Annotated in this window: 14 protein-coding genes, 1 pseudogene and 1 other annotated feature; of the genes and pseudogenes, 1 reads left to right on the top strand and 14 read right to left on the bottom strand. The window is 38.6% G+C overall.

The genetic code is table 11. From position 1 onward, the window contains the following. Positions 1-43: 43 nt before the first annotated feature. The 3 genes and pseudogenes from CHI06_RS24940 to argS form a co-directional block, all read right to left on the bottom strand. Positions 44-1246 carry a NupC/NupG family nucleoside CNT transporter gene (locus CHI06_RS24940; protein WP_373558171.1) on the bottom strand — a complete coding sequence of 401 codons (1203 nt, stop codon included), beginning with the start codon at positions 1244-1246 and terminating at the stop codon, positions 44-46. Between the two features lie 229 nt (positions 1247-1475). Continuing rightward, positions 1476-1935 (bottom strand): annotated as a pseudogene (locus tag CHI06_RS31195) (DinB family protein). A gap of 23 nt (positions 1936-1958) precedes the next feature. Continuing rightward, on the bottom strand, positions 1959-3653 hold the full coding sequence (gene argS / locus CHI06_RS24930) for an arginine--tRNA ligase (protein WP_095251295.1): 1695 nt from the start codon (positions 3651-3653) through the stop codon (positions 1959-1961). Positions 3654-3746: 93 nt separating this feature from the next. Next, positions 3747-3955: a binding site (T-box leader), on the bottom strand. 105 nt (positions 3956-4060) lie between these two features. Between argS and CHI06_RS24925 the strand changes: the two genes are divergently transcribed. After that, entirely contained in the window at positions 4061-4315 is a 255-nt protein-coding gene (locus CHI06_RS24925; protein ID WP_095251293.1) for an alpha/beta-type small acid-soluble spore protein, read from the top strand. 24 nt (positions 4316-4339) lie between these two features. On the opposite strand, the gene CHI06_RS24920 is transcribed toward CHI06_RS24925, so the two are convergent. From CHI06_RS24920 to rocF, 11 genes are all read right to left on the bottom strand, one after another. Then, positions 4340-5122, bottom strand: a complete 783-nt coding sequence (locus CHI06_RS24920; protein WP_095251292.1) for an ABC transporter permease — start codon at positions 5120-5122, stop codon at positions 4340-4342. Between the two features lie 6 nt (positions 5123-5128). Beyond that, positions 5129-5932 carry an ABC transporter permease gene (locus CHI06_RS24915; RefSeq protein ID WP_095251290.1) on the bottom strand — a complete coding sequence of 268 codons (804 nt, stop codon included), beginning with the start codon at positions 5930-5932 and terminating at the stop codon, positions 5129-5131. Then, the gene (locus CHI06_RS24910) at positions 5929-6906 is read right to left on the bottom strand and encodes an ABC transporter ATP-binding protein (protein ID WP_095251289.1); all 978 of its coding nucleotides are present in this window, start codon (positions 6904-6906) and stop codon (positions 5929-5931) included. Before CHI06_RS24910 ends, CHI06_RS24915 begins: the two co-directional genes overlap by 4 nt. 179 nt (positions 6907-7085) lie before the next feature. Next, the gene (glmS, locus tag CHI06_RS24905) at positions 7086-8888 is read right to left on the bottom strand and encodes a glutamine--fructose-6-phosphate transaminase (isomerizing) (RefSeq protein ID WP_095251287.1); all 1803 of its coding nucleotides are present in this window, start codon (positions 8886-8888) and stop codon (positions 7086-7088) included. Further along, the gene (locus CHI06_RS24900) at positions 8854-9102 is read right to left on the bottom strand and encodes a hypothetical protein (protein WP_095251286.1); all 249 of its coding nucleotides are present in this window, start codon (positions 9100-9102) and stop codon (positions 8854-8856) included. Before CHI06_RS24900 ends, glmS begins: the two co-directional genes overlap by 35 nt. A 249-nt stretch (positions 9103-9351) precedes the next feature. Further along, on the bottom strand, positions 9352-10701 hold the full coding sequence (gene glmM, locus CHI06_RS24895) for a phosphoglucosamine mutase (RefSeq protein WP_095251284.1): 1350 nt from the start codon (positions 10699-10701) through the stop codon (positions 9352-9354). 38 nt (positions 10702-10739) lie between these two features. Further along, complete coding sequence (locus CHI06_RS24890) at positions 10740-11969, bottom strand: CdaR family protein (protein ID WP_095251283.1); 1230 nt, start codon at positions 11967-11969, stop codon at positions 10740-10742. Further along, positions 11962-12795: a diadenylate cyclase CdaA gene (gene cdaA / locus CHI06_RS24885; RefSeq protein ID WP_095251281.1), complete on the bottom strand. Its 834-nt coding sequence runs from the start codon at positions 12793-12795 to the stop codon at positions 11962-11964. The genes CHI06_RS24890 and cdaA overlap by 8 nt, the downstream gene beginning before the upstream one ends. Positions 12796-12929: 134 nt before the next feature. Beyond that, positions 12930-13553, bottom strand: coding sequence for an anti-sigma factor family protein (locus CHI06_RS24880; RefSeq protein WP_095251280.1), 624 nt, complete (start codon positions 13551-13553; stop codon positions 12930-12932). A 16-nt stretch (positions 13554-13569) separates the two neighbouring features. Continuing rightward, the gene (gene sigW, locus CHI06_RS24875; RefSeq protein ID WP_095251278.1) at positions 13570-14133 is read right to left on the bottom strand and encodes an RNA polymerase sigma factor SigW; all 564 of its coding nucleotides are present in this window, start codon (positions 14131-14133) and stop codon (positions 13570-13572) included. Positions 14134-14323: 190 nt separating this feature from the next. Beyond that, complete coding sequence (rocF, locus tag CHI06_RS24870) at positions 14324-15220, bottom strand: arginase (RefSeq protein WP_095251276.1); 897 nt, start codon at positions 15218-15220, stop codon at positions 14324-14326. Positions 15221-15571 lie beyond the last annotated feature (351 nt).

Below are 15571 nucleotides of genomic sequence, written 5' to 3'. Positions count from 1 at the left end.
CAGAGTGCCAAAATCAATAATAAGCTTTAACACAGTCTTTTATTTATAACATAATACTTGTGATTGCTGCTGTTAGTAAACTTACAAGTGTAGCACCGTAAAGTAATTTAAGTCCAAACTTAGCAACTTGATTTCCTTTCGCCTCATTCAGTCCTTTTACTGCCCCCGTAATAATCCCAATAGATGAGAAGTTTGCAAACGATACAAGGAATACGGAAATAATCCCAACTGTTTTACTGGATAGAGAATCTGCTATCTTTCCTAGATCCATCATCGCAACAAACTCATTTGACAATAATTTGGTAGCCATAATCGTACCAGCTTTAACCATATCTGCCGCAGGTACACCCACGATAAAGGCAAGTGGTGAAAACACATATCCTAGAACCGTCTGGAAGCTAACTCCAAAAATAAGATCAAATACATGGTTAATCATACTGATTAATGCAACAAAACCAATTAACATAGCTCCAACAATAATGGCTACTTTAAACCCATCCATGATATATTCGCCCAAGACTTCGAAGAAGGTTTGTTTTTCTCCCTCTTGAACATCAATAATATCCTCTTCCGCTGAAACCTCATAAGGATTAATGATATTGGCAACCATGAATCCGCCAAATAAGTTTAAAACCAAGGCAGTGATAACATATTTCGGATCAATCATCGTCATATACGCCCCTAAAATGGAGGCAGAAACCGTTGACATTGCTGACGTACATAATGTGTAAAGGCGGTGTTCAGGTATATAAGGAAGCTGTTTTTTTACAGAGATAAATACCTCAGACTGGCCGAAAACAGCTGATGCAACGGCATTATAGGATTCAAGCTTACCTAATCCATTTACCTTACTTAAAATAATTCCAAGGTATCGAATGATAAAAGGAAGAACCTTAATATACTGTGCAATACCAATTAGCACTGAAATAAAGACAATTGGCAGGAGGACATTAATAAAGAATGGACCTGCACCTTCATTCGCCATTCCGCCGAAAACAAAGTTGATTCCCTCTGCAGCGTAGCTTAAAAGATGGTCGAACAAACTAGAGACTGCTGTAATAATGACAAACCCAACTTCTGTATTAAGCAGCAAAAAAGCAAAAATAAGCTGTAATACTAGCATAGTGACAAGCGGTTTAACCTTGATTCGTTTCTTATTGTTACTTGCGATATAGGCTAACAAAAAAATGATTATGATTGCAGCCAAAAATAGTAGATACTTCAAACAAATCCCTCTCCTATTCATGATGTTCTATCAAATATGTAAGAAGATAGAAAACACAATTTATTTCGACAATTTTTGACAAATATCAAGCACAACAAAGATTATAAAAGTACCTATACTTAGTGTCAATCCATTCAAGGAAAGTAATAAAATTCAGGTTTTTCACTTTTTATTATTCCATCCCCCCCTTTTTCTTTTAGCAAAAAAAATCCACCAAGAAGGTGGATTAAAAATACTATATTCCCTGCTACTATTTGGCAGTTTCGATAACACGTTTCATAGCTTGGATATGTCCTAAATGCAAATTCTCATGAAACAGTGCAAAATTTACAAGTTCACCAAATGTTTTTTGGCCAAGAAATGGCTCTTTTAACTCCACATTGAGACTTTCAACGGGAATCTCCTTCATTCTTGATAATTGTTCTTTTAACTGACTAATTAAAACTGAAATAGAAGGAACATCTCCTTTCCAGTCTACTGGTTTCGTTCCTCTAGCGAATAATTCCATAGTTCACTGGTAAATGGTTGGTACTTTTAGGAAAATCAAAAATCAAGCTCTCAGCCGCCGTTAACACATGTCCAATATGCCAATGAATGGTGTTGTTAAACCCTTCAGGTTGTACGTCAACGAGACCCTCCTCAACAGCTTCTACATTCTTGATAAAGAAACTTCTTGTAAGCTCCATATTATTAAACAAAAGTTCACTCATTCTACTATTCCCCCAAATTTTTATTACATTTCTTCTGGTGCTTCGATCCCTAATAATCTCAATCCTTCTTTTAAAACAATCGTCACGGAATAAACAAGTGCTAAGCGTTCTTGTTGTTCTGCACCATCTTCTAGAATTTTTACCTCGCTATAATATTTATTAAAGGCTTGTGCGAGATCCACAATATATTTAGCGATTTGTGATGGATCAAACTGTTCATTTGCTCTTTTAATAGCGTTAGTAAACTCCGTAAGTAAACTTACAACCTTCCTCTCCTTTTCCCAGGATGAAGACGATTGTTTTACTGCATGGTCTACTTGCCAGTTTGCTTTGCGTAAAATAGAGCATGCCCTTGCATAAGTATATTGGACATAAGGACCAGTTTCTCCTTCAAAACGCAGCATTTCTTCTAACGAAAATTCTATATCATTCATTCGATAGTTTTTTAGGTCATGGAACATAACTGCCCCGACACCCACCTGTTTCGCTACCACGTCTTTATTTGTGAGGTTTGGATTTTTTTCTTCAATATTATGTCTTGCCATCGTGATGGATTCATTTAGTACTTCCTCTAATAAGACGACCTTCCCTTTTCTGGTCGACATTTTCTTTCCGTCCTTAAGCATCATCCCGAACGGAATATGGACCATATTCTTTGCCCATGAAAAGCCCATCTTTTCTAATACTGCGATTAACTGTTTAAAATGAAGACTCTGTTCATTACCAACGACATACAATGACAAGTCAAAGTCATAGTTTTCTTTACGGTAAAGGGCTGCTGCTAAATCACGCGTTGCGTAAAGCGTCGCTCCATCGGATTTTTTAATTAAACATGGTGGTAATCCTTCGTCTGTCAGGTCAACCACTTGCGCCTGGTCAGATTCCACTAGCAATTGGGTTTCTTCTAACAGCTTGACAATACGATCCATTTTATCATTATAAAAAGCTTCGCCTGCAAAAGAATCAAATTGAACGTTCATTAATTCGTATATTCTAGAAAACTCTTTTAAAGACTCTTCACGGAACCACTGCCAAAGTGATAAAGCCTCCTCATCTCCGTCTTCAAGCTTTTTAAACCAGCTTCTCCCCTGTTCAACAAGTGTATGGTCATTTTCTGCTACATCGTGGAACTTAACATAGAGGGATAATAATTCCTTAATCGGGTTTTGTTTGACCTTCTCTTCTTCTCCCCAAAGCTTATAGGCAGTAATTAATTTACCAAATTGAGTACCCCAGTCACCTATATGATTAATTCTAATAGGTTTATATCCACATTTTTCTACAATAAATGCCATAGCGTTTCCGATAACCGTTGAACGCAAATGACCCATTGAGAATGGTTTTGCGATATTTGGCGACGACAGATCAATGGTTACTGTACGGGTATTCCCAATGTCTAGGGAACCATACTTTTCCTTTTGCTTGATAATTTCAGTAATCGTAGCTTCCGAAACCAATTTTTTATTTAAAAAGATATTCAGATAGGCTCCCACCACTTCGACCTTTTCGAAAATGGGTGATTGAATCCTTTCGCATAACTCTTCCGCAATAATATTGGGTGACTTCCTTTTTAGCTTTGCTAATAAAAAACATGGAAAGGCTAAATCACCGAGCTGTGGATTTTTCGGCTTTTCAATTAGCATTTCAAGTTCTTTTACCTGAATTTCCTGTCCTAGCGCTTCACATAAAACCTTTGCAAGCTCCTGTTTATAATTCATAATTAAGACCTCCAATTTCTATCTTTGTTCAGCTTCGGCGCCTAGGGGCTTCAGCATTTCGTAAAAAAAAACAAAAAACTCCCGTCTCTATTATGAAGAGACGAGAGTTAACTCGCGGTACCACTCTACTTGTTCCAAAAGAACCAGCTTGGCTTGTTAACGGAGGGGTTCTCCGGTTTGCCCTACTTTCTTCAGGCAAACATCTCAAAAGTGCGCTTCATCCTTTGTTTCGTATCAGGCTCCCACCATCCCTGACTCGCTTTGACTTCCCAAAGAATTACTCTCTTTTTCATTGATTTTTTCCGACTTGATTTGTAGTTATTATACTGGATAAATAAGGATTTAGCCAGTCATTGCTGTTTATTTTTGCAAATGGGTCATCCTAACCGTAAAGGAGGGATTTCATCATGGCCAGAAGAAATAAAATTCTCGTTCCAGAGGCTAGAAATGGATTAGATGCTTTAAAGGCAAGGGTCGTTCAGGCACAAAATCCAGAGAACGCTAAATTTGAGGCTGCCGAAGAGGTAGGTGTTCCATTAAAGAAAGGATACAATGGTCAGCTCACTTCACAGCAAGCTGGGAAGGTCGGCGGCAGGTTAGGCGGCAGCATGGTACGGGAGCTTGTCAAAATGGCACAGGAAAATATGGCTAAAAAAAGGTAAGCAGTGGGAATCCCACTGCTTTGCTCATGAACCGGTGGACCGATAATGCCTTACTCCAAATTGCCACACAAGAAAACAAGGAAGAATAAAGAGACTCCCCGCAATTGGCATAAGCATATAAAGCAGCTCATTCCCGGCTGTTTTTCCAAGAATAAACAGCAGCGGCAGGTAATTTACCGTTCCAAACGGAATGACATAGGTGAATATTCGGGCTACCCACTTTTGATAAATATTTAACGGATACTGAGCCATCTCTCTGCCACCATCTGTAAAGATATTTGCTACTTCCAGCCCCTGAACTGTCCAAAAGCACATCGTCGCGGCAAGCATATAGATACCCGTAAATATTAGAACACCACTGGTAATCATAAAAAATAGGGTAACGGCTTTCATAAAGCTCCATTCGATGGGCAGATTATTCAATGCCCATATAAGAACAATCGCACTTTGCAGGAGCCTGCCTATTCGTGTGAATTCAAATTTAGACCCTAGTACTTGAAGAAAGGTGCTTCGAGGGCGTACCAGAAGTCGGTCGAAATCCCCCTTAACAATTAAACTTGAAAATGTGTCAAATCCCCGTGCAAAACACTCACTTAACGAAAAAGCCATGTGAATAACCGCAAAACAGAGGGCAACTTCGAAGAAATCCCACCCTTTTATCTGCCCGAATCGCTCAAACAAAAAGTAGAGCCCAGCAAAAACCGAAAAAGGAATAAAGAACTGTCCAATTGATAATAGCCAAAACGATGTTCGGTATTGCATTTGTGACTTAAATAAGATTAATAAATATTTAAAATAAAGATTCATCTCCCATTATCCCCCCTGTACGACCACTCTTTTTAGGGCACTGTTAAGCGCCAATTTTCCTAACCAAAGGAGACCTAGAAGATATCCCAATTGAATAAAAACTCCGATTATGGCGTCACTTTGCGCTATATGTCCTGAATAAACACGGAATGGAAAATCTGCAGTCCAGCGAAATGGGAGGACGTAGGCAATTTTTTGCAGCCATAAAGGCATTAAAGGTATAGGTATAATCAAACCCGCAAAGAATTCCCCTAGAACTCCAAATATCAACAGTGATCCCATTGGCGATAAGGTTACAAAGACGGAAATGTATAAGAACATAGAAATGGCTACTAATAGCAGTAAGCCTAATAAAAGAGTAATGATAAACAAAATAAAGGTTACAGCATTGGGAGGAAGTGTCATGTTGTAGGGTTTTGGTAAAAAGAAAGCCACGATTAAGATAGGATAACAGCGTAGTAATGCGCTTGATAGTCTCTGTGCCAGAAGTTTAGCATACCAGAAACCATATAAATCTGTAGGACGGCAAAGTTCATAGGCGATATTCCCGCTTGTTATCAGATCAAATAATTCATTGTCCCGAAACCAAAGCATGATGAAAGCAAGGAAAGCCTGCTGCAGCCATATGTAGGTAATTAACTCTTTCAATGAGATTGGCGGTGTTACAGCAGCAAATTCATAGAATGCTTCAAATACCATTATCGAAATAAATCCCCAGAAGAATTGCGTTGCCACCCCGGCCAGTGCAGCTGATCGATATTGCATACCAATTAATAACCTAATTTTTAATACCGATGCGTACACTTTCATATTTGGAACTCCTTATACAGCTGGACAATAATATCTTCTATTGGCCGTGATTCGATTGTGACATCGAGAAGTTCTACCTGGTTGGATAGTTTGGTAATCACCTCAGAGGTAAGTGTCTGTTCCGTATCAATATTAAGGACAACATGTTCGGGAGCCCAAGAGATTACACTTGTTCCAGGAATATCTATAGGAATTGAACTTTTACGGTAATCAGCCGTAATCGTTTTTTGCGTTCCAAAACGTTTTCTCAATTCCTCTATTTTTCCATCATAGAGCAAGCTGCCTTTACCAATTAATATCACTCGATTGGCTAGAGCTTCAATGTCATTCATATCGTGGGTAGTGAGGACAACGGTGACGCCTTTTTCCTGATTGATGGTTTTAATAAACTGGCGGACTGCTATTTTCGAAACGGCGTCAAGGCCAATCGTCGGTTCGTCTAAGAATAAGATTTTGGGGTTATGTATTAATGAAGCAGCAATTTCGCAGCGCATCCTCTGTCCTAAACTTAATTGTCTTACTGGAGCGTTTATGATTTCTTTTAATTCTAGTGTTTCTACTAGCAGATCTAAGGTTGTTTTATATTCTTGTGGAGGGACTTTGTATATATCCTTCAATAGCTCAAATGAATCAATGACCGGAACATCCCACCAAAGCTGCGAACGCTGACCAAAGACAACGCCTATATTTTTTACATACTCTACCCGGTTCTTCCATGGTGTGAAACCCATGATACTGCATGTTCCCCCGTCAGGAACTAAAATGCCGCTCATAATCTTAATCGTTGTCGATTTCCCCGCACCATTCGGACCAATGTACCCAACAATTTCACTGGGTTCAATCGTGAAAGTGATATCTTTTAGGGCTTCCACAATCGTATGCTCTCGGTAAAAAAGTGATTTGGTAGCTTGTAGCAATCCATTTGAACGCTTTGCCACTTTAAAAGATTTCGTTATGCCTTCTAATTTTATCAACTGTTATTCCCTCCTTTTTCGTCACAGAGGAAAATAGTAACATCTATTGAGGATAAGTGTCAAGAATCTTCCGAATTGTTTCCTTATTAAATTGTTAACAAAGAATGAACCTTTATTGTTTATTCTATTAATAGAAAAATGACCCGATCCTCAAAAAGGAACGGGTCAATGGCTATGCCTTACTCAACTGTCACTGATTTAGCTAAGTTACGTGGTTTGTCAACGTCGCAATCACGGTGCAGTGCAGCGTAATAAGCAAGAATTTGTAATGGTATTACAGAGATAAGTGGTGTTAATAAATCATGTACTTCCGGAATAACGAAGCTGTCTTCGTCCATGTTTAGACCCTTCATTGAAATAATGCATGGGTTTGCGCCGCGGGCAACTACTTCTTTAACGTTACCGCGAATGCTTAGGTTTACACTTTCTTGGGTTGCAAGTGCGATTACTGGGGTACCTTCTTCAATTAAGGCAATTGTACCATGCTTTAATTCTCCACCAGCGAAGCCTTCTGCTTGAATATAAGAAATTTCCTTTAGCTTCAGTGCTCCCTCTAGCCCAACATAGTAATCAATTCCACGTCCAATAAAGAAGGCATTACGAGTTACAGATAAAAACTCCCTCGAAATATGCTCAATAATTTCTTTTGAATCACAAAGAACTTCCATAGCATTAGCAACCAGGCCAAGTTCGTGAATAAGGTCAAATCCTGGGTCAAGGTTGCGGCTTTTTGCTGTTACTTCCGCTAAAATCGCCAAAACAGCTAATTGTGCTGTATATGCCTTTGTAGAAGCAACTGCAATTTCAGGACCAGCATGAAGCAATAGAGTATGATCAGCTTCACGAGAAAGAGTTGAACCCTGAACATTCGTAATCGTTAATGATTGATAACCCATTTCCTTAATATTAACAAGAACAGCACGACTATCCGCAGTTTCACCGCTCTGTGAAATAAAGACGAACAAAGGTTTTTCAGAGAGAAGAGGCATATTATAGCCGAACTCACTTGAAATATGAACTTCTACAGGAATTTTCGCCATCTTTTCAATGAACTGCTTCCCAACTAGTCCTGCATGATAGGATGTTCCGGCCGCAATAATATAAACGCGGTCAGCGTTGTTCATTGCAGAGATGATTTCAGGATCAATCGTTAATTTACCTTGTTCATTCTGGTATGCTTGAATGATTTTACGCATAACTGCAGGCTGCTCATCAATCTCTTTTAACATGTAATGAGGGTATGTGCCTTTTTCAATGTCGCTTGCATCCAATTCAGCAATGTAAGAAGTACGAGTAATCGTTTCTCCATCAAGATTCTGGATGGTTACTTCATCCTTCATGACAATAACGATTTCTTTATCCATAAGCTCTACGTATTCGTTTGTTACTTGAAGCATTGCCATCGCATCGCTCGCAACAACATTAAAATCAGAACCCAAGCCTACCAATAATGGGCTTTTATTTTTTGCAACAAAAATAGTTTCACTGTTTTGTTCATCTAATAAGGCAAGGGCATAGGAGCCATGTAAGAGTGAAAGCGTCTTACGAAAAGCTTCTAAAACCTCTAAGCCTTCGTGAACAAACTTTTCAACTAATTGAACAATGACTTCTGTGTCAGTTTCACTTACAAACGTTACATCTGCTAAATAGTCTCGCTTTAAAAGATCATAGTTCTCAATTACACCATTGTGAACAAGGGTAAACCGTCCAGATGCACTTTGGTGGGGATGGGAATTTGTTCTGCTTGGTACTCCATGAGTAGCCCAGCGTGTATGACCAATTCCGCTATTAGCTAAAACGTCATAATCTACAATCTCACGTAAATCAGCAATACGTCCCTTTTCCTTAAATACATGGACACCTTTTTCGTTCATAACAGCAATTCCTGCCGAGTCGTAACCTCTATATTCAAGCTTTTCTAAGCCCTTTAATAAAATTTCTTTCGTATCATTCATTCCAATATATCCAACAATTCCACACATTTTCTTTTCCTCCCTGATATAGGGGGCAAGAACGCTTTGGAGGCTCACCTTGCCCCCTTATCTCTGTTTTCGAAAGGTATCTGTATATACCTTCTTCTTTTTTATTGCTATGTTTAGTATGCGCATTTTCCTCTCTTTGTGCACCGAGTTGCCTCGGCGTTTTAAAGAAGAAATAATCGGTTGTGCGTTCAACCGGGAGGTATCCGCCGAACATTCGATAAACCTCCTCCTCGTCAACTAACCCACACTGGTTAGTTCAGGCGCTTTTATTAAACTTAAACTTTCTTATCAACTATCCTCCTTCAAAATTAGTTTTACCTTTTAAGAAACAAAGCAAACTAATCGTAACTGATGAATCACCATTCGTCAATAAAATAAAAAATAGGAAAGTTGTTTAATTTTTCCTTTACATAATAAAATATGCATAAGGGCTCATTATCGTCCCTTATGCATATCCAATAATCTATTCTTTTAATTCCATTTCAGCTTTTACAACAGAAACAATTCGGTCAACATATGCTGCACATAATTCTTCGGTAGGTGCCTCAGCCATGACGCGGACTAGTGGTTCTGTGCCTGATGGGCGAACAAGAATACGGCCGTTCCCATTCATTTCTCCTTCCACCTGCTCAATGACTGTTTTTACCTTCTCATTATCCGTAACATGGTGTTTATCCGTTACCCGAACATTAACAAGCTTCTGGGGAAACTTTTTCATATCTGCAGCTAATTCGGATAATTTTTTCTGAGTTGATTTCATAATATTTACTAATTGCAATCCAGTTAAAAGGCCGTCACCAGTTGTATTATAGTCTAAGAAAATAATATGACCAGATTGCTCCCCACCAAGATTAAAGCCGTTTTTCTTCATTTCTTCTACCACATAACGGTCTCCAACTGCCGTTGGTACACTATGAATTCCATAGCCCTCTAAGCCTTTGTAAAACCCAAGATTACTCATTACGGTTGAAACAATTGTGCTATGTTTTAGACGACCCTGTTCTTTCATATACTTTCCACAAATAAACATAATTTGGTCACCATCGACGATATTACCTTTTTCATCTATGGCAATTAAACGGTCCCCATCACCATCAAACGATAACCCCACATCTGCACCTTTTTCCTTGACCATTGCCGCTAAAGCTTCAGGATGTGTTGAACCTACTCCAGCATTAATATTAATACCATTAGGCGAAGCACCCATAATGGAAATATCCGCATCTAAATCGGCAAATAGATGCGTCGCAAGGGAAGAAGTAGCTCCATGAGCACAGTCTAATGCAATGTGTATGCCTGAGAAATCCTCATCAACTGTATTTTTCAAGTATTGAAGGTACTTTTGACCACCTTCAAAATAATCCATGACCTGACCTAGGTCTGCACCTACTGGTCTAGGCAGCTGATCTTCTGACATATCGATTAATTCTTCAATCTCAAGTTCTTGGTCATCAGAAAGCTTAAATCCATCAGGACCAAAGAACTTAATTCCATTGTCTGCAACCGGATTGTGTGAAGCGGAAATCATTACACCGGCTTCGGCTCCCAGTGCCTTTGTTAAATAGGATACCCCAGGAGTCGAGATGACCCCTAAGCGCATTACCTCTGCACCAATAGAAAGTAAACCTGCTACTAATGCCCCTTCTAGCATATGTCCGGAAACACGGGTATCACGACCAATTAGTACTTTTGGTCTGTCCTTATCCTTTGTTAATACAAAACCCCCGAAACGTCCCAATTTAAATGCTAATTCAGGTGTTAATTCACTATTTGCAACGCCGCGGACGCCATCGGTACCAAAGTATTTTCCCATTTTCAAAATCGCTCCTTATCATGTATACTGCTGTGTGTTTATGCGTTGTCTCTTGTTATCGTAATTTTTGCAGCTGATTTATCAGGTTCCCAATTTACATTTGGCGGCCCATTCACTTGAATGTTCACGTTATGCTCACCCTCTGTAAGTCCATTTAGATCAATAAATATATCGAAGTTGTTTGGTCCTAGCTCAGTTACTGCTGTCCCTGTTCCAAAGACTAATAAATTTACTACTCGATTCTCTGGGTCATTGATGACCGCCTCATATTCTTCAGGTAAATTTCTAATTTTAATTGGGACACCAGATACAGTTTTCTCTACATCACTCTTTACAACCACGTTTACCTTTACCGTTTCAGGTGTTACTTTTGTTATTCCGGTTGAGATAATAACCGGTAAAGTCAGGGTCGTACTTTCACTTATTTTACTTACATCCACTTCAACACGGACATTTTCCGTATTTTTTAAAACATTCTCATCCCCTGAAATTGCGGCTTCCTTAACATCTAATTCCATCGATTCAATCGTGATTCCTTCTTGCGGAGTACCTTTTTCAAGGATGTTGATTGGGACGGTTTTTGTATTGCTCTTTATTGGAATTGTAACTTCTACGATTTCCGGCTCAACGACTACATTCAGTTTATTTAGTTCTTTATCAAGTACCTGTACTTGTGCCTCTTTTGTCACAGTACTATCGAGTATATCTCCGCCTTCAAGTGCTGCTTTTACATATGTAATTCGATCGACTACATCTTTTGCACCTGTGATTTTTACCTTATTTGGCTTAACGGTGGGTTGTCCCGCAGAATAACCCTCTTTTATCAAATCATTATCAAATTCTGCCTCTACCGTAAACTCAGTCGTGACCTTTTCTTGAACTGCTACGGTTATCGAGCTTGGCTTGATGGTTGCTTTTAATTTATCTGATAAACCACTAACTTCAATTGTTACCTTTTGGTTTCCAATTTTAGCATTGGTTATATCCACAAATACCTCAAAGTTTTTTAAAGCCTTTGCTGACTGTACATGGGGTATTGGTCCTTCAATCGTTACATCAACCGTATCCGGGATTCCTGTCACTACAAGGTTTTCTGTATCATAATAAGCTTTTACAGGAATATCAACTAAGGTCTCTGTGGTATTTCCCCCTGGTACATTAATTTCGTTTGTCTTGCTGTTAGAATTAGGGACGACAGAAAATAGTAGAACTGCCAGTAATATGGCCATTATTTTAATAAACCAGGGATTATCCATTAGTTTATCCATTACTCTTTCCCCTCCAGTTCCAACGAGCTGAAGAAGCCGGTTTTACTTTCGTGCTGGTAACAATTAGATCATGAGAGATTAATTCCTTAAATCCTTCTAATGTTAAATTTCGGTGAAGCTCTCCGTTTCTCGTGAGAGAGATATTTCCGGTTTCTTCTGAAACGACAACGGTTAAACTGTCTGTAACTTCACTAATTCCTAGAGCGGCACGATGTCTTGTACCTAGTTCCTTTGAGATAAAGGGACTTTCAGATAAGGGAAGATAACACGCAGCCGCCGCTACATTGTTTTTTTGGATAATGACAGCACCATCATGAAGTGGTGTATTTGGAATAAAAATATTTATAAGCAATTCAGAAGATATTTTTGCATCCAGCGGGATACCCGTTTCAATGTAATCACTCATCCCTGTTTCCCTCTCAATGGAAATTAAGGCACCAATGCGTCGTTTCGCCATATAATCTGTTGCTTTAATAATTGCGTCCACCATCTTCTGTTGTTCCTCATCCTCAGGCCCACTGCTTCTTGAAAAAAACCGCCCTCTTCCTAATTGCTCAAGGGCTCTCCGAAGCTCCGGTTGAAAGATAATGATTACGGCTAAGAATCCCCAATCAATAGCTTGCTGCGTTAACCAGCTTAGTGTATTTAGACCAAAAAACTCACTGACAACTCTAATAAGGAGAATCACTACAATTCCTTTTAGTAATTGTACAGCCTTCGTTCCTTTTATAAGGTTTAATAACTTATAAATGACATACGAAACAAGGAGAATATCAACAATACTAGCTAGGTACTTCCATATTGTAAAATCTTCAAAAAACGGCATTGTTTTTCCTCCGTAAATTTGTCTAACTTATAACCCATATATTATACCATAAATGCCACTTGTACCTATTATTTGTCATTCAAATACTTATCATTAAAAAAGAAATCACCCACTTGCTGAGTGACTTCTTTTTATTATTCTTCACTTTCATTAAAGATATCAATAACATCAAAGGCTGTCTTTTTCATGTGGTACCAAATCCAATCAAATACTTCATTAACCTCTTCAATTTGGCCCGTTACATGTCCGGCAGAAGCTAAATACTTTTCCCCGTTTATAACCGTTACATCGCCCTGTACTTCACCCTCGATTTTTAACTTGCCGTTTCGAACGATGACATCACCCTTGACGACTTCTCCTTCAGGGACAATCACCGTATCGTTTTGTACCACTAAATTTTCCTGTTTAGAAACAGAAAATTCCCGTTCTTGATTCCATGTTGATAATACACTTCCCATCATTAAAACCAAAAATAAGGAAGCAGCAGCAATCAGCGGATGATTTCTCAGCCATCGTTGCATGCCTACCTTTTTCTTTTCCCTCGGCAGGCTGGCCATCACTTTCGCTGTAAAATCAGGTGGTGCCTGCATTCTAGACGTTCCTTTTACCACTGCAATCGTCTTCTTAAACTCATTGAACAGTGTCTCACATTCCTTGCAGCCTTTGAGGTGTTCTCTTAAAATCATCTCATTTGCAGGGTCAATTTCTTCATCTAGGTATTCATGCATTAAGTCAACGATTTCATCATTACACTTCAACGTGTTTCACCTCTTATCACACATAACGTAATTGTTGTCGCAATGCCTCGCGTCCACGATGGATACGGGTTTTAACTGTGCCTAATGGCATATCAAGGATTTCGCTTATTTCATTTAGTGACAACTCTTCCATATATTTCAGAACAATAACTGACCTGTATTTTTCAGGCAGCTTTAATATTTCCTTTTGAACCGTTTCTTGGAGTTCAAGACTTTCCAATTCATTCTCAGGTAAAGGCGAGTTCGAAGAAAGCTGTGAATACATGGTAAGACCATCTGTTCCAGAAACTTCTGCGTCAAGGTAGTAATCTGGTTTCTTCTTCCTAATTCTGTCGATACATAAATTTGTCGCAATTCTAAATAACCATGTAGAAAATTTTAAATCCTGATTAAATGATTTGATATTAACATATGCACGGATAAAGGCTTCCTGTGCAATGTCCTCTGCCTCATGGCGATTTCCCAGCATTCGATACCCAAGCTGAAAAATGCTGTTACTATAAATTTCAACAATTTCAGCAAATGCGTCCTGATCGCCTTTTATAACTTGTTTAATTCTTTTTTTTATAAGGGCTTCCATTAATTTATCTCAGCTCCAATGCGGCTATACAATCTTACGAATCATAAGCAAAAAGGTTTCAATATAAATAATATCTTCTTACATACTTTTTATATTAACAAAAATTAACTAATTTTGGATATAAGAAGGCTTATTCATTTTAAAACTGAAATAATAACAGCAGCTTTCTTGGAAAGCTGCTGCTTAAAGATTATAATAATTTTTCTCCGAACAAGGAGCCCATTAATTCGACAGCAACTCTCGCGGTTTTATTTTTCTCATCTAAAATAGGATTAACTTCTACAAATTCTGCTGAGGTAATAATCTGAGCCTCTTCGAGCATTTCCATTGCCAAATGACTTTCACGATAACTAATGCCGCCCATCACTGGAGTCCCTACCCCCGGAGCATCATTAGGGTCTAATCCGTCTAAATCCAGTGATAAGTGAACACCATCTGTTCTTTCTTTTAAGTATGTAATCGTTTCCTCCATCACTTGTGCCATCCCTAATCGATCAATCTCATGCATAGTATATACTTTAATACCTTTTTCTTTGATTAGTATCTTTTCGCCTTCATCAAGAGATCTTGCACCTATAATAACCACGTTTTCTGGTTTTACCTTTGGTGCATACCCTGCGATATCTGTTAAGGAACGATGACCAATACCCAAACTCACAGCTAACGGCATGCCATGTATATTTCCTGAAGGCGAGGTTTCTGCCGTATTCAAATCACCATGTGCATCATACCAAATAACCCCTAGGTTCTTATAATGCTTTGAAACACCCGCTAATGTGCCAATGGCAATGCTGTGGTCTCCACCCAAAACAAGTGGAAAGGATCCTGATTGAATGACTTCATCCACTTTTTCTGCTAGTAGTGTACTTTTTTCAGCAACGAGGTCTAAATTTCTCAAATTAGATTCTTTATCGATCACCACTTCAGGTCTTCCAATTGGAATATCCCCCATGTCATGAATTTGGTCAAAAAGTGGTTTCAGTCTCTCATTTATTCCCGCATATCTGATAGCACTAGGTCCCATATCAACTCCACGTCTCATTTGACCTAAATCCATCGGCATCCCAATAATAGATAGTTTTCTCATACTGTACCTCCTGCCCCTTATTAACTACTATTTTAACCGCTTTCATGCGAATGACTCAACTCGACAAGATTTTGTATATATATACAGGTTGCCTTTATTAGTGACCGTCATCTCTTCTTTTTGCAGCTTCGGGCTCTCATCACCTTCATGAGTGACCGTTTTTGCTTTTCTTTCAAGTTTTTGATCACTTATAGCCATTAAGTCCTTTGACCTGGCAGTATAAATTATTTGTCTTGAACAATAAAAAAGCCTTAAATCATAATGATTTAAGGCAAAGTTTAATATGTAGTGTGATGGTTATTTTGCTTCGTAAATAACTTTGGTTATTTTCACTAAAGTGAAAAAACTTTG

It is taken from the genome of Bacillus sp. 7884-1 (assembly GCF_002272245.1).
In the GTDB taxonomy this organism is placed as follows: domain Bacteria; phylum Bacillota; class Bacilli; order Bacillales; family Cytobacillaceae; genus Neobacillus.
This window is presented reverse-complemented; position numbering and strand designations above follow the sequence as displayed.